Here is a 14916-nt window from a genome sequence, read left to right as displayed (position 1 = left end):
TGGCTCCTTAATTCCCGACCGTCACAGTGATGTGACAGGATTGCTTCTCGATGCGGTTACCGCGGCCCTTGGCGCGCGCGGTGAAACGCTTGAGCGATGCAGCCTTGTCGACGTAGATGCTCTTGATCTTGAGCTCGTCGATATCAGCGCCTTCGTTGTGCTCCGCATTCGCGATTGCCGACAGCACAACCTTCTTCACGATGCCAGCCGCCTTCTTCGGCGAGAACGTCAGAACGTTCAGCGCCTTGTCGACCGGCAAACCGCGGATCTGGTCAGCCACAAGGCGCGTTTTCTGCGCCGAGATGCGGGCACCGCGATGAATTGCTTTCACTTCCATCTTGATTGCCCCTTATTTCTTGGCCTTCTTGTCGGCTGCGTGACCCTTGAACGTACGGGTCAGTGCGAACTCGCCAAGCTTGTGGCCGACCATGTTTTCCGAGATGTACACCGGAACGTGTTGACGGCCGTTGTGAACAGCGATCGTCAGGCCGATGAAATCCGGCAGAATCGTCGAGCGACGCGACCAGGTCTTGATCGGCTTTTTGTCGCGCGAAGCTGCAGCCGCCTCAACTTTCTTCAGCAAATGGGCGTCGCAGAACGGACCTTTTTTAACAGAACGTGCCATTGCCTACTCCTTAACGCTTGTGACGGCGCTGGACGATCATCGTCGTCGTGCGCTTGTTGCTGCGGGTGCGGTAACCCTTAGCCGGCGTACCCCACGGGCTCACCGGGTCGCGACCTGCAGCCGTCTTGCCCTCACCACCACCGTGCGGGTGATCGACCGGGTTCATCGCAACGCCACGCACCGTCGGGCGGATACCGCGCCAGCGGTTCGCGCCAGCCTTGCCGATCTGGCGCAGGCTATGCTCTTCGTTGCCGACTTCACCGATCGTTGCACGGCACTCGATGTGCACGCGGCGGATTTCGCCCGAACGCAGACGAACCTGCGCGTAGACGCCTTCACGCGCCAACAGCATGGCCGACGTGCCAGCCGAACGCGCCATTTGCGCGCCCTTGCCCGGCAGCATCTCGATGCAGTGGATCGTCGTACCGACCGGAATGTTGCGGATCGGCAGCGTGTTACCTGCACGGATCGGCGCTTCCGAACCCGACATCAGCTGTTGGCCGACGGTCAGGCCCTTCGGGGCGATGATGTAGCGACGCTCGCCGTCTGCGTAGAGCACCAGCGCGATGTTCGCGCTGCGGTTCGGGTCGTACTCGAGACGCTCGACCTTTGCCGGGATGCCATCCTTCGTGCGACGGAAATCGACGATACGATAGTGCTGCTTGTGACCACCACCCTTGTGACGCGTGGTGATACGGCCGTTGTTGTTACGGCCGGCGGTCGAGCTCTGCGAGTCGAGCAGTGCCGCGTACGGCTTGCCCTGGTGCAGATTCTTGTTGACCACCTTGACCATCGCGCGGCGACCCGGCGAAGTCGGTTTAACTTTCACGATTGCCATGATTACTTGGCCTCCGCTTCAAAGTTGATTTCCTGGCCGGGCTTCAGGCAAACGTACGCCTTCTTCACGTCCTTGCGGCGGCCCATCGAACGGCCGAAGCGCTTTTGCTTGCCCTTCTGAACCAGCACGTTGACCGAATCAACTTCAACCTTGAACAGCAGCTCGACAGCCGCCTTCACTTCCTGCTTCGTGGCATCCGGTGCGACTTCGAACACGACTTGCTCGTTCTTGTCGGCAACCAGCGTCGCCTTTTCGGAAATCACCGGTGCGAGCAGGACCTGCATCAAACGATGATCGTTCTTGCGAATCTCGCTCATGACAGCAACTCCTCGATCTGGGCGACCGCAGCCTTCGTGACCAGCACTTTCTTGAAGTAGATCAGCGACAGCGGGTCAGCGTAGCGCGGCTCGACAATTGCCACGTGCGGCAGGTTGCGCGATGCCAGGTACAGGTTTTCGTCAACCGTGTCGGTGATGATCAGCACGGAGTCGAGACCCATGGTCTTGAATTTGTCGGCCAGCAGCTTGGTCTTCGGCGCTTCGAGGATGATGTCCTCGACGACCGACAGACGGCCTTCGCGGGCCAGCTGCGAGAAGATCGAGCAGAGGCCTGCGCGATGCATCTTCTTGTTGACCTTGTGCGAGAAGTTTTCTTCCGGCGAATTCGGGAAGATACGACCACCGCCACGCCACAACGGGCTCGACGACATACCGGCACGAGCGCGGCCCGTACCCTTCTGGCGCCACGGCTTCTTGGTCGTGTGCTTGACTTGCTCGCGGTCCTTCTGTGCGCGGTTACCCTGGCGAGCATTCGCCTGGTAAGCGACGACGACCTGGTGGATCAGCGCTTCGTTGTAGTCACGACCGAACACGACGTCCGATGCGTTGACCACTGCACCTTCCTGACCATTTTCGTTCAGGAGCTTGAGTTCCATTATTTCGCCCCCTTGGTCTTGACGGCCGGCGTCACGAAGACCTTGCCGCCCTTCGCGCCCGGAATCGCACCCTTCACGAGCAGCAGCTTGCGCTCTGCGTCGATACGGGCGATTTCGAGGTTCTGCACCGTCACCGTCACGTCACCCATGTGACCCGTCATGCGCTTACCCGGGAAAACACGACCCGGATCCTGCGCCATACCGATCGAGCCCGGCACGTTGTGCGAGCGCGAGTTACCGTGCGTGGCACGGCCGGAGGAGAAGTTGTAACGCTTGATCGTACCGGCGTAGCCCTTACCGATCGACACGCCTTGCACGTCGACCTTCTGGCCCACTTCGAAAAGATCTGCACCGACCACGGCGCCATTCGACAGCTCGGCTGCCTTGGCCGCGTCAATGCGGAATTCCTTGAGGATTTCACCGGCTTCGACACCGGCTTTGGCGAGATGACCTGCCAGCGGCTTCGTCACGCGCGATGCGCGGCGGGAGCCGAATGCAACCTGCACGGCCGTGTAGCCGTCGGTTTCAACAGTCTTGATCTGCGTCACGCGGTTGTCCGACACGTCCAGCACGGTGACGGGAATCGAATCCCCTTCAGCCGTGAAGATACGGGTCATGCCAACCTTGCGACCTACGAGTCCAAGGCTCATCATTTTCTCCATTCCCGACTGCGATTGGTCGGGGCTGATTTACAAAATGCCGGGCACGCAAGGCCCAACTTTTTTACGCGAATACGCGAAAAGCCAAGCAGTATAGCCCGACTTCTCGATTTCCGCAAGCAATACAAAGACTTAGCGCCACCCGGCTCGCCGGCCGGCGCCGGAAGCCTTACTGCAGCTTGATTTCCACGTCGACGCCAGCCGGCAGGTCGAGCTTCATCAGCGCGTCAACGGTCTTGTCCGTCGGGTCGACGATGTCCATCAGGCGCTGGTGGGTGCGGATTTCGAGCTGATCGCGCGACGTCTTGTTGACGTGCGGCGAACGCAGGATGTCAAAACGCTGAATGCGCGTCGGCAGCGGCACCGGGCCACGGACGATTGCGCCAGTCCGCTTCGCGGTATCGACGATTTCGGCAGCCGATTGATCGATCAGACGATAGTCGAAGGCCTTCAGGCGAATGCGGATTTTCTGTTGCTGCATGACGATTCCTTGAAAAGAGCGAGGCGATGTTGCATCACCGGACACTAAAAGAACGTGAAACACGACGCCAGCGGGGAGCGAAGCATCAGGTTCCGGGCGGTACTTCCACTGCTAAGCCCGCGATTCTACACGAAAATTCGCGGCGGTGGGCGTTTGTCAATCGAGCGGTTCGCACGCCACAAAGAAAAACCGGGTGCCAGATCGAACTGGACACCCGGTTTCTACGGTACGAGTTGCTTACCGTGGAATCGCGGACCCCGCAGGGATCCGCGGATCGTCGATATTACTCGATGATCTTGGCGACGACGCCGGCGCCGACCGTACGGCCGCCTTCGCGGATTGCGAAGCGCAGACCTTCTTCCATCGCGATCGGAGCGATCAGCTTCACCGTGATCGACACGTTGTCGCCCGGCATCACCATTTCCTTGTCCTTCGGCAGCTCGATCGAGCCCGTCACGTCCGTCGTACGGAAGTAGAACTGCGGACGGTAGTTGTTGAAGAACGGCGTGTGACGGCCGCCTTCGTCCTTGCTCAGCACGTACACTTCAGCCGTGAAGTGCGTGTGCGGCGTGATCGAACCCGGCTTCGCCAGAACCTGGCCACGCTCCACGTCTTCACGCTTCGTGCCGCGCAGCAGGATACCGACGTTGTCGCCTGCCTGACCCTGGTCCAGCAGCTTGCGGAACATTTCAACGCCCGTGCAGGTCGTCTTCACCGTCGGCTTGATACCGACGATTTCGATTTCTTCGCCGACCTTGATGATGCCGCGCTCGACACGACCCGTCACCACCGTACCGCGGCCCGAGATCGAGAACACGTCTTCCACCGGCATCAGGAACGCGCCGTCAACCGCACGCTCCGGCGTCGGGATGTACGTGTCCAGTGCGTCCGCCAGGTTCATGATCGCCACTTCGCCCAGCTCGCCCGTGTCGCCTTCCAGCGCCAGCTTCGCCGAACCCTTCACGATCGGCGTGTCGTCGCCCGGGAAGTCGTACTTCGACAGGAGTTCGCGAACTTCCATCTCGACCAGCTCGAGCAGTTCAGCGTCGTCCACCATGTCGCACTTGTTCAGGAACACGATGATGTACGGAACGCCAACCTGACGTGCCAGCAGGATGTGCTCGCGCGTTTGCGGCATCGGGCCGTCTGCTGCCGAGCAAACCAGGATCGCGCCGTCCATCTGCGCCGCACCCGTGATCATGTTCTTCACATAGTCAGCGTGGCCCGGGCAGTCGACGTGTGCGTAGTGGCGGTTAGCCGTTTCGTACTCGACGTGCGCCGTGTTGATCGTGATGCCGCGCGCCTTTTCTTCCGGTGCCGCGTCGATCTGGTCGTACGCCTTCGCTTCGCCGCCGAACTTCTTCGTCAGAACCGTCGTGATCGCTGCCGTCAGCGTCGTCTTGCCGTGGTCAACGTGACCAATCGTACCAACGTTCACGTGCGGCTTGGTCCGCTCAAACTTTTCTTTTGCCATGATTCTCTTCTTTCAAAAAATAATCGATTGGTAGCTAAAGATTTACTTCGACTTTGCGCTGATGATCGCTTCGGCAACGTTGCGCGGAGCTTCAGCGTAGTGCTTGAACTCCATCGTGTACGTTGCACGACCTTGCGTCAGCGAGCGCAGCGACGTCGAGTAGCCGAACATTTCCGACAGCGGCACTTCGGCGCGCACGATCTTGCCGCCGCCAACCATGTCTTCCATGCCCTGGACGATACCGCGACGGCCCGACAGGTCGCCCATCACGTTGCCCATGTAGTCTTCCGGCGTCTCGACTTCGACAGCCATCATCGGCTCGAGGACGACCGGGTTCGCCTTGCGCATCGCTTCCTTGAACGCCATCGAACCGGCCATGCGGAACGCGTTTTCGTTCGAGTCAACGTCGTGGTACGAACCGAACGTCAGGTGAACCTTCACGTCGACGACCGGGAAGCCTGCCAGCACGCCCGACTTCAGCGTGTCCTGGATACCCTTGTCGACCGCCGGGATGTATTCACGCGGAATCACACCACCCTTGATCTCGTCGAAGAACTCGTAGCCCTTGCCTTGTTCGTTCGGCTCGAGCGTGATGACCGCGTGACCGTACTGGCCGCGACCACCCGACTGCTTGACGAACTTGCCGTCGACGTCCTTCGCCGTCGAACGGATCGTTTCGCGGTATGCAACCTGCGGCTTGCCGACGGTCGCTTCCACGCCGAATTCACGCTTCATCCGGTCGACCAGAATTTCGAGGTGGAGCTCGCCCATGCCCGAAATGATGGTCTGGCCCGACTCTTCGTCGGTCTGCACGCGGAACGACGGGTCTTCCTGAGCCAGACGGTTCAGTGCGAGGCCCATCTTTTCCTGGTCGGCCTTGGTCTTCGGCTCGACCGCCTGCGAAATCACCGGCTCCGGGAACACCATGCGTTCGAGAACGATCGGGTTCGCCGGGTCGCACAGCGTGTCGCCCGTGGTGGCTTCCTTCAGGCCGACCGCTGCAGCGATGTCGCCTGCGCGGACTTCCTTGATTTCTTCACGCTGGTTCGCGTGCATCTGCAGAATACGGCCGAGGCGTTCCTTCTTGCCCTTGGTCGAGTTCAGCAGCGTGTCGCCCGAGTTGACGACGCCCGAGTACACACGGAAGAAGATCAGCTGGCCGACGAACGGGTCGGTCATGATCTTGAACGCGAGCGACGAGAACTTCTCTTCGTCCGATGCCTTGCGCTCTGCTTCTTCGCCGTTTTCGAGCTCGCCCTTGACCGGCGGAATGTCGACCGGCGACGGCAGGAAGTCGATCACGGCGTCGAGCATACGCTGCACGCCCTTGTTCTTGAACGCGGTACCGCACAGCATCGGCTGGATTTCGCACGCGATCGTACGGTCACGCAGCGCCTTGACGATGTCGGCTTCCGGCAGATCGCCTTCTTCCAGATACTTGTTCATCAGGTCTTCGCTGGCTTCGGCAGCCGCTTCGACCATCTTTTCGCGCCATTCCTTGCAGGTCTCTGCGAGTTCGGCCGGGATGTCGACGTAGTCGAACTTCGTGCCTTGCGACGCTTCGTCCCAAATGATCGCCTTCATCTTGATCAGGTCGACCACGCCCTTGAAGTTTTCTTCCGAGCCGATCGGCACCACGACCGGAACCGGGTTCGCCTTCAGGCGCAGACGGAGCTGGTCGTAGACCTTGAAGAAGTTCGCGCCGGTACGGTCCATCTTGTTGACGAACGCGAGACGCGGCACCTTGTACTTGTTCGCCTGGCGCCACACCGTTTCCGACTGCGGCTGCACGCCGCCCACTGCGCAGTACACCATGCACGCGCCGTCGAGCACGCGCATCGAACGCTCCACTTCGATCGTGAAGTCGACGTGGCCCGGGGTGTCGATGATGTTGATGCGGTGTTCCGGATAGTTGCCGCCCATGCCCTTCCAGAAGGCCGTGGTAGCAGCGGACGTGATCGTGATGCCACGTTCCTGTTCCTGCTCCATCCAGTCCATCGTGGCTGCGCCGTCGTGGACTTCACCGATCTTGTGGTTCACACCGGTGTAAAACAGAATGCGCTCGGTCGTCGTCGTCTTGCCGGCGTCGATGTGAGCGCTAATACCGATATTGCGGTAGCGCTCGATAGGAGTCTTGCGAGCCACTTTGATCCTCTACTGGGATGACGTGATGCAGCCCTGCTGCATCACGCCTCAACACAAACGGGCGAGGCGCCTGAAAAGCGCACCCGCCCGGAATTTATTTCCGCAAACAGCCCAGCCAGGCGCTTAGAAACGGAAATGCGAGAACGCGCGGTTGGCTTCTGCCATGCGGTGAACTTCATCGCGCTTCTTCATCGCGCCGCCACGGCCTTCGGCCGCTTCGGTGAGTTCGCCTGCCAGACGCAGAGCCATCGACTTCTCGCTGCGCTTCTTCGCAGCCTCACGCAGCCAGCGCATCGCCAATGCCATACGACGCGACGGGCGCACTTCGACCGGAACTTGATAGTTGGCACCACCAACGCGGCGGCTCTTCACTTCGACCACCGGCTTCACGTTGTTGAGCGCAACCGTGAACACTTCCAGCGGGTCCTTGCCACCCTTGGTCTGGATTTGTTCGAATGCGCCATAAACGATGCGCTCTGCGACCGACTTCTTGCCGGACAGCATCAGCATGTTCATGAACTTGGCAACATCAACGTTACCGAACTTCGGATCCGGCAACACTTCCCGCTTGGGGACTTCGCGACGACGCGGCATGATTCTTCCTTTACTTGTTCAGTTGGAGCTGCAACCAGCTCCGCGGCCACCAACAAACCCGATCACATCTTCACGACTAACCAGCTTGGCCGGGTGACCACTTACTCGACAGCACCGGCAATCCGGCACTCCCGCCTTGACCGCCCTGCGGCGATCCCTGATCAAAAACTGCTTACTTGGCAGCCTTTGCACGCTTCGCGCCGTACTTCGAGCGCGCTTGCTTACGGTCCTTGACGCCCTGGGTATCCAGCGAGCCGCGAACCATGTGGTAACGCACACCCGGCAAGTCCTTCACACGGCCGCCGCGGATCAGCACAACCGAGTGCTCCTGCAGGTTGTGGCCTTCACCGCCGATGTACGAAATCACTTCGAAGCCGTTCGTCAGACGAACCTTGGCGACCTTACGGAGTGCCGAGTTCGGCTTCTTCGGCGTTGTCGTGTACACACGGGTGCACACGCCGCGACGCTGGGGGCAGTCCTGCAGGGCCGGGCTCTTGCTCTTCGTCGTTTCCGACTGACGGCCTTTGCGAACCAGTTGGTTGATGGTTGGCATTGTTTATTCCTGAAATTGAACAAAATCTGCACATCGATTTCGGGCAAAGCGAAAATCGACGCACAGTTGACTTCCGAACCGGCGAGACGGACACGAACCTTCGAACGCGACTCGGCCCACCGAATACCGGAACCCAACATGATATTCCGGAAATACCAACTAAGTCAACGGCTTGCGTGATGTGCCGACCGACCGCGCGGTTTACAGAAGGGGGCGGAACACCTGTGTCAGGCCGATTCGACGACGTCGATGATCTCGTCGCCGAAGCGTTCGAGCTTGCGCACGCCCATGCCGGGGATGTGACGCAGGTCGTCGATCGTCTCCGGCGCGTTGCGCGCGATTTCGGCGAGCGTCGCGTCGTGGAAAATCACATAGGCCGGCACGCCGTCGGTCTTCGCGGTTTCCGCCCGCCATGCGCGCAGCGCATCCCACCGTGCGCGCTCGCGGGCGCCCATGCCAGCCGTCGGATCGACGCGCGTGGCGCTGCGGCTCGACGACTGGCGGGTGCGCTGCGGCTTCACATAGCGGCGCAGCGTGACCTTTTCCTCGTTCTTCAGCACGGGCTTCGCGGCCTCGGTCAACATCAGCGCGCCGAAGCCGCCATGGTCGACGGCCAGGTAGCCGTACGCGACCAGCTGCCGGAAAATCGCGCGCCACTCGGGCTCGGACAGCGCTGCGCCGATTCCGAACGTGCTGAGCTGATCGTGGCCGCGCTGCAACACCTTCTCGGTGCGCCCGCCACGCAGGATCTCGATCAGGTGACTGGAACCGAAATTGAAGCCGCTCGCGCGCTGCGCGCGGAACACGCACGACAGCGCCATCTGCGCCTCGCGCGTCGCGTCCCACGACGCGGGCGGCTCGAGGCACGTGTCGCAGTTGCCGCACGGCTGGCTCGCCTCGCCGAAGTAGTTCAGCAGCCGCACGCGGCGACACGAGATCGTCTCGCACAAGCCGAGCAGCGCATCGAGCTTCGACGTCTGCACACGCTTGTGCGCGTCGTCCGCATCGGACTCGTCGATCATCTTGCGCTGCTGGACGACATCGCCGAGGCCATACGCCATCCACGCGTTCGCGGGTAGCCCGTCGCGGCCCGCGCGGCCGGTTTCCTGGTAGTAGCCTTCGACGCTCTTCGGCAAGTCGAGATGCGCGACGAAACGCACGTCGGGCTTGTCGATGCCCATGCCGAACGCGATCGTCGCGCACATCACGATGCCTTCCTCGCGCTGGAACATTTCCTGGTGCTTCTGCCGCATCTCGAACTCCATTCCCGCGTGGTACGGCAGCGCGCGCACGCCCTGCGCCTTCAGCCATTCGGCCGTTTCCTCGACCTTGCGGCGCGACAGGCAATAGACGACACCCGCGTCCGTCGTGCCGTCGGCATTCGTGTGCTCGGCGCGAATGAAATCGAGCAGCTGCGCGCGTGCGTTGTCCTTTTCGACGATCCGGTAGCGGATGTTCGGCCGGTCGAAGCTCGACACGAACACGCGTGCATCGTCGAGCGCGAGACGATGGATGATCTCGTCGCGCGTGATCGCATCGGCCGTGGCGGTGAGCGCGATGCGCGGCACCGACGGGAAGCGCTCGTGCAGCACCGACAGCTGGATGTATTCCGGGCGGAAATCGTGCCCCCATTGCGACACGCAGTGCGCTTCGTCGATCGCGAACAGGCCGATCTTCGCGCGCTCGAGCAGCTCGAGGAAGCGCCCCGTCATCAACCGCTCCGGCGCGACGTACAGCAGGTCGATTTCGCCCTCGCGCAGCGCGCGCTCGGTGGCCGCTGCCTCGGCGCCCGACAACGTCGAATTCAGATAGGCCGCGCGCACGCCAACTTCGCTCAACGCGGCGACCTGGTCCTGCATCAGCGCGATCAGCGGCGACACGACGATGCCGGCGCCCTGCCCGGCCTCGCGGCGCAGCAGCGCGGGAATCTGGTAGCACAGCGACTTGCCGCCGCCGGTCGGCATCAGCACGAGACAATCGCCGCCGCCGGCGACGTGCTCGACGATCTCGCCCTGCTGGCCGCGAAAGGCGGAATAACCAAAGACTTCGTCGAGTATTTCGAGGGCGCGGGACATGAATGAGAGCAGGGACGGCTAAGCGATGACCGCAATTTTAACAACCCGCTCGCGCGACGCGGGGCGAATCGCGCGATATTGGCCGTTCGGTCAGGGTTCGTTCGCGTGCATCACGGGCCTGCCGCGCCCGTACCGGACGCGATCGCGACGCATGCGCCGGCGCTGTGCCGGCCCGTGATGCACGTGAACGAAGGATGAAAAAAAACCGCCCGGCAGAACCGGGCGGTTTCGGTGACAGCGATGATAGCAAGGCAAGGCGGCTTGCGCCGCCCCGCGCTTACTCGGCTGCCGGGTGTTGCGGCTCTTCCGCCGGCGCGCTCGGCGTGCCGAAGTCGAATGCCTCTTCCGCTGCGATCTGGTCGAAACGCTCGCGATCCGACGATTCCTTCGCCTTGCGTGCCTTGTGGAACGCGAGACCCGTACCGGCCGGAATCAGACGGCCGACGATCACGTTTTCCTTCAGGCCGCGCAGATCGTCGCGCTTGCCCATGATCGCCGCTTCGGTCAGCACGCGGGTCGTTTCCTGGAACGATGCCGCGGAGATGAACGAGTCGGTCGACAGCGACGCCTTCGTGATACCGAGCAGCACGTTGTCGTACGAAGCCGGACGCTTGCCCTCGGCGATCATGCGATCGTTCTCGTCCAGCATGTCGGAACGCTCGACCTGTTCGCCCGGGATGAAGCGCGTATCGCCGTTGTCGGTGATCTGCACACGACGCAGCATCTGGCGAACGATCACCTCGATGTGCTTGTCGTTGATCTTCACGCCCTGCAGACGGTACACGTCCTGCACTTCGTCGACGATGTAGCGCGACAGCGCCTCGATACCCTGCAGACGCAGGATGTCGTGCGGATCGGCCGGACCGTCCACGATCATTTCGCCCTTGTTGACGACCTGGGCATCGTGAACCAGAACCTGCTTTTCCTTCGCGATCAGGAACTCGTGCTGGTTGCCCTCGAGATCCGTGATGACGAGACGCTGCTTGCCCTTCGTGTCCTTACCGAACGACGTCGTACCGGTGACCTCCGCGAGAATGCCGGCATCCTTCGGCGAACGCGCTTCGAACAGTTCCGCCACCCGCGGCAGACCGCCGGTAATGTCACGCGTCTTCTGCGCTTCGGTCGGGATACGTGCGAGCACTTCACCGACCTGCACCTGCTGGCCATCCTTCACGGTGATCAGTGCGCCGACCTGGAAGCCGATCTGCACCGCGTGCTCCGTGCCCGGAATCTTCACTTCTTCGCCGTTCGCGTCGAGCAGCTTCACCTGCGGACGCACGCTCTTCGAAGCCTGCGAACCGCGGCGCTTCACGTCGATCACGACCAGCGTCGACAGGCCGGTCACGTCGTCGATCTGCTTCGCGACGGTCACGCCTTCCTCGACGTTCTCGAACTTCACCGTACCACCGTACTCGGTGATGATCGGACGCGTCAGCGGATCCCACGTGGCGAGCTGCGTGCCGGCCTTGATGGTCGCGCCGTCGAGCTGCAGCAGCGTCGCGCCGTACGGCACTTTGTGACGCTCGCGCTCGCGACCGAAGTCGTCGGTGATCATCGCTTCGCCCGAACGGGAAATGACGATCTGCTCGCCCTTCGCGTTCGTGACGTAGCGCATCGTCGCCGTGAAGCGGACGATACCGTTGCTCTTCGCTTCGACCGACGAAGCCACGGCCGCACGCGATGCCGCACCACCGATGTGGAACGTACGCATCGTCAGCTGCGTGCCCGGTTCGCCGATCGACTGCGCCGCGATCACGCCGACTGCTTCGCCGACGTTCACCAGCGAGCCGCGGCCGAGGTCGCGGCCGTAGCAGGATGCGCACAGGCCGTAACGCGTTTCGCAGGTCAGCGGCGTGCGCACGCGCACTTCGTCGATGCCGAGGCGTTCGATTTCCTCGACCGCCGTTTCGTCGAGCAGCGTGCCCGATTCGTACAGCGTTTCCTGCGTTTCCGGATTCACGACGTCCGCAACCGCGACGCGGCCGAGGATACGGTCGCGCAGCGCTTCGACGACTTCACCGCCTTCGACGAGCGCCTTCATCGCCACGCCGTTCGACGTGCCGCAATCGTCCTCGACCACCACCAGGTCCTGCGTGACGTCGACGAGACGACGCGTCAGGTAACCCGAGTTCGCGGTCTTCAGTGCCGTATCAGCCAGACCCTTACGTGCACCGTGGGTCGAGATGAAGTACTGCAACACGTTCAGACCTTCGCGGAAGTTCGCGGTAATCGGCGTCTCGATAATCGAGCCGTCCGGCTTCGCCATCAGGCCACGCATACCGGCCAGCTGACGAATCTGAACCGCCGAACCCCGGGCGCCCGAGTCGGCCATCATGTAGATCGAGTTGAACGACTCCTGGCGCGTCTCGTTGCCGTCGCGATCGATCACCGGCTCCGTCGACAGCTGCTCCATCATCGCCTTGCCGACCGCTTCCGACGTTGCCGACCAGATGTCGACCACGTTGTTGTAGCGTTCCTGCGCGGTGACGAGACCCGACATGTACTGGCGGTCGTATTCCTTCACCTTCTTCGCGGCGTCGCCGACGATCGTTTCCTTCTGCGGCGGCACGAGCATGTCGTCCACGCAGATCGAGATGCCGGCGCGCGTCGCGAGACGGAAACCCGACTGCATCAGCTGGTCGGCGAACACCACCGTCGCACGCAGACCGCACTTGCGGAACGCCGTGTTGATCAGGCGCGAGATTTCCTTCTTCTTCAGCGGCTTGTTCAGCACCGAGAACGGCAGGCCATGCGGCAGGATCTCCGACAGGATCGCGCGACCGACGGTCGTCGCGTACAGCGTGATCTTCGGCACGAACTCCGGCGCGCCTTCCGACGTGTCCTCGTTGCGGACCATTTCGGTGATCCGGACGTTGACGCGCGAGGCCAGCTCGACTTCCTTGTTCTCGTACGCGCGGATGACTTCCGACACGCCCGTGAACGACAGGCCTTCGCCCTTGCCGTTGATCGCTTCGCGGGTCGCGTAGTACAGACCCAGCACGATATCCTGCGACGGCACGATCGACGGATCGCCGTTGGCCGGGAACAGCACGTTGTTCGACGCGAGCATCAGCGTGCGCGCTTCCATCTGCGCTTCGAGCGACAGCGGCACGTGAACGGCCATCTGGTCACCGTCGAAGTCGGCGTTGAACGCCGCGCAGACGAGCGGATGCAGCTGGATTGCCTTGCCTTCGATCAGCACCGGCTCGAACGCCTGGATACCGAGACGGTGCAGCGTCGGCGCACGGTTCAGCATCACCGGATGCTCGCGGATCACCTCTTCGAGGATGTCCCACACCACCGGCGTCTGGTTCTCGACTTCCTTCTTCGCAGCCTTGATGGTCGTCGCGACGCCCATCACTTCCAGCTTGTTGAAGATGAACGGCTTGAACAGTTCGAGCGCCATCAGCTTCGGCAGACCGCACTGGTGCAGCTTCAGCGTCGGGCCGACCACGATGACCGAACGGCCCGAGTAGTCGACGCGCTTGCCCAGCAGGTTCTGACGGAAACGGCCGCCCTTGCCCTTGATCATGTCGGCGAGCGACTTCAGCGGACGCTTGTTCGCGCCCGTCATCGCCTTGCCGCGACGACCGTTGTCGAGCAGCGAGTCGACGGCTTCCTGCAGCATCCGCTTTTCGTTGCGGACGATGATTTCAGGGGCCTTCAGCTCGAGCAGGCGCTTCAACCGGTTGTTACGGTTGATCACGCGGCGATACAGGTCGTTCAGGTCCGACGTCGCGAAACGGCCGCCGTCCAGCGGCACGAGCGGACGCAGTTCCGGCGGCAGCACCGGCAGCACTTCGAGGATCATCCACTCGGGCTTGATGCCCGAGCGCTGGAATGCCTCGAGGACCTTCAGGCGCTTCGCGTACTTCTTGATCTTCGCTTCCGAGCCGGTGTTCTTCAGCTCGGTGCGCAGCGTCTCGACCTGCTCGTCGATGTTGATCGCGCGCAGCAGTTCACGCACGCCTTCCGCGCCCATCTCGGCACGGAATTCGTCGCCGTATTCCTCGACCTTGTTGTAATAATCCTCTTCGGTCATGATCTGCCGCGCCTTCAGCGGCGTCATGCCCGGTTCGATCACCACGTACGCTTCGAAGTACAGCACGCGTTCGATGTCGCGCAGCGTCATGTCGAGCACCATGCCCAGACGCGACGGCAGCGACTTCAGGAACCAGATGTGCGCGACCGGCGAGGCCAGCTCGATGTGGCCCATCCGTTCGCGACGCACCTTCGCCAGCGTCACTTCGACGCCGCACTTCTCGCAGATCACGCCGCGGTGCTTCAGGCGCTTGTACTTGCCGCACAGGCACTCGTAGTCCTTGATCGGCCCGAAGATCTTCGCGCAGAACAGACCATCGCGTTCCGGCTTGAACGTACGGTAGTTGATGGTCTCCGGCTTCTTCACTTCGCCGAACGACCACGAACGGATCTTGTCGGGCGAGGCCAGACCGATCTTGATCGCGTCGAAAACTTCTTCCTGTTGGACTTGCTTGAATAGATCGAGCAGAGCTTTCATTGCTTTCTCTCCGTAGTCC

13 protein-coding genes are annotated in these 14916 nt (G+C 61.9%); all 13 read right to left on the bottom strand.

What is annotated here, in order from left to right:
• Positions 1–7 precede the first annotated feature (7 nt).
• Entirely contained in the window at positions 8–337 is a 330-nt protein-coding gene (rplV, locus tag WT97_RS11715; protein WP_004199272.1) for a 50S ribosomal protein L22, read from the bottom strand.
• A 12-nt stretch (positions 338–349) separates the two neighbouring features.
• Entirely contained in the window at positions 350–625 is a 276-nt protein-coding gene (gene rpsS / locus WT97_RS11710) for a 30S ribosomal protein S19 (RefSeq protein WP_004199273.1), read from the bottom strand.
• A gap of 10 nt (positions 626–635) precedes the next feature.
• Positions 636–1463: a 50S ribosomal protein L2 gene (gene rplB / locus WT97_RS11705; RefSeq protein WP_034209733.1), complete on the bottom strand. Its 828-nt coding sequence runs from the start codon at positions 1461–1463 to the stop codon at positions 636–638.
• A gap of 2 nt (positions 1464–1465) precedes the next feature.
• Positions 1466–1780, bottom strand: coding sequence for a 50S ribosomal protein L23 (gene rplW, locus WT97_RS11700; protein WP_004199275.1), 315 nt, complete (start codon positions 1778–1780; stop codon positions 1466–1468).
• On the bottom strand, positions 1777–2397 hold the full coding sequence (gene rplD / locus WT97_RS11695; RefSeq protein ID WP_006477192.1) for a 50S ribosomal protein L4: 621 nt from the start codon (positions 2395–2397) through the stop codon (positions 1777–1779). The genes rplW and rplD overlap by 4 nt, the downstream gene beginning before the upstream one ends.
• On the bottom strand, positions 2397–3047 hold the full coding sequence (gene rplC / locus WT97_RS11690) for a 50S ribosomal protein L3 (RefSeq protein ID WP_006482922.1): 651 nt from the start codon (positions 3045–3047) through the stop codon (positions 2397–2399). Before rplC ends, rplD begins: the two co-directional genes overlap by 1 nt.
• A 178-nt stretch (positions 3048–3225) precedes the next feature.
• On the bottom strand, positions 3226–3537 hold the full coding sequence (rpsJ, locus tag WT97_RS11685; RefSeq protein WP_004199280.1) for a 30S ribosomal protein S10: 312 nt from the start codon (positions 3535–3537) through the stop codon (positions 3226–3228).
• 283 nt (positions 3538–3820) lie between these two features.
• Positions 3821–5011, bottom strand: coding sequence for an elongation factor Tu (gene tuf / locus WT97_RS11680; RefSeq protein ID WP_034209732.1), 1191 nt, complete (start codon positions 5009–5011; stop codon positions 3821–3823).
• 42 nt (positions 5012–5053) lie between these two features.
• Positions 5054–7156, bottom strand: coding sequence for an elongation factor G (gene fusA / locus WT97_RS11675; RefSeq protein ID WP_034209731.1), 2103 nt, complete (start codon positions 7154–7156; stop codon positions 5054–5056).
• A gap of 123 nt (positions 7157–7279) precedes the next feature.
• Positions 7280–7750, bottom strand: a complete 471-nt coding sequence (gene rpsG, locus WT97_RS11670; RefSeq protein WP_034209730.1) for a 30S ribosomal protein S7 — start codon at positions 7748–7750, stop codon at positions 7280–7282.
• 172 nt (positions 7751–7922) lie between these two features.
• Positions 7923–8303 carry a 30S ribosomal protein S12 gene (gene rpsL, locus WT97_RS11665; protein ID WP_006400662.1) on the bottom strand — a complete coding sequence of 127 codons (381 nt, stop codon included), beginning with the start codon at positions 8301–8303 and terminating at the stop codon, positions 7923–7925.
• A gap of 227 nt (positions 8304–8530) precedes the next feature.
• Positions 8531–10378, bottom strand: coding sequence for a DNA helicase RecQ (recQ, locus tag WT97_RS11660; RefSeq protein ID WP_060353508.1), 1848 nt, complete (start codon positions 10376–10378; stop codon positions 8531–8533).
• A gap of 277 nt (positions 10379–10655) precedes the next feature.
• On the bottom strand, positions 10656–14897 hold the full coding sequence (gene rpoC / locus WT97_RS11655) for a DNA-directed RNA polymerase subunit beta' (protein WP_059499774.1): 4242 nt from the start codon (positions 14895–14897) through the stop codon (positions 10656–10658).
• Positions 14898–14916: the final 19 nt, after the last annotated feature.

This window comes from Burkholderia sp. MSMB1459WGS, assembly GCF_001534535.1.
Taxonomy (GTDB): domain Bacteria; phylum Pseudomonadota; class Gammaproteobacteria; order Burkholderiales; family Burkholderiaceae; genus Burkholderia.
This window is presented reverse-complemented; position numbering and strand designations above follow the sequence as displayed.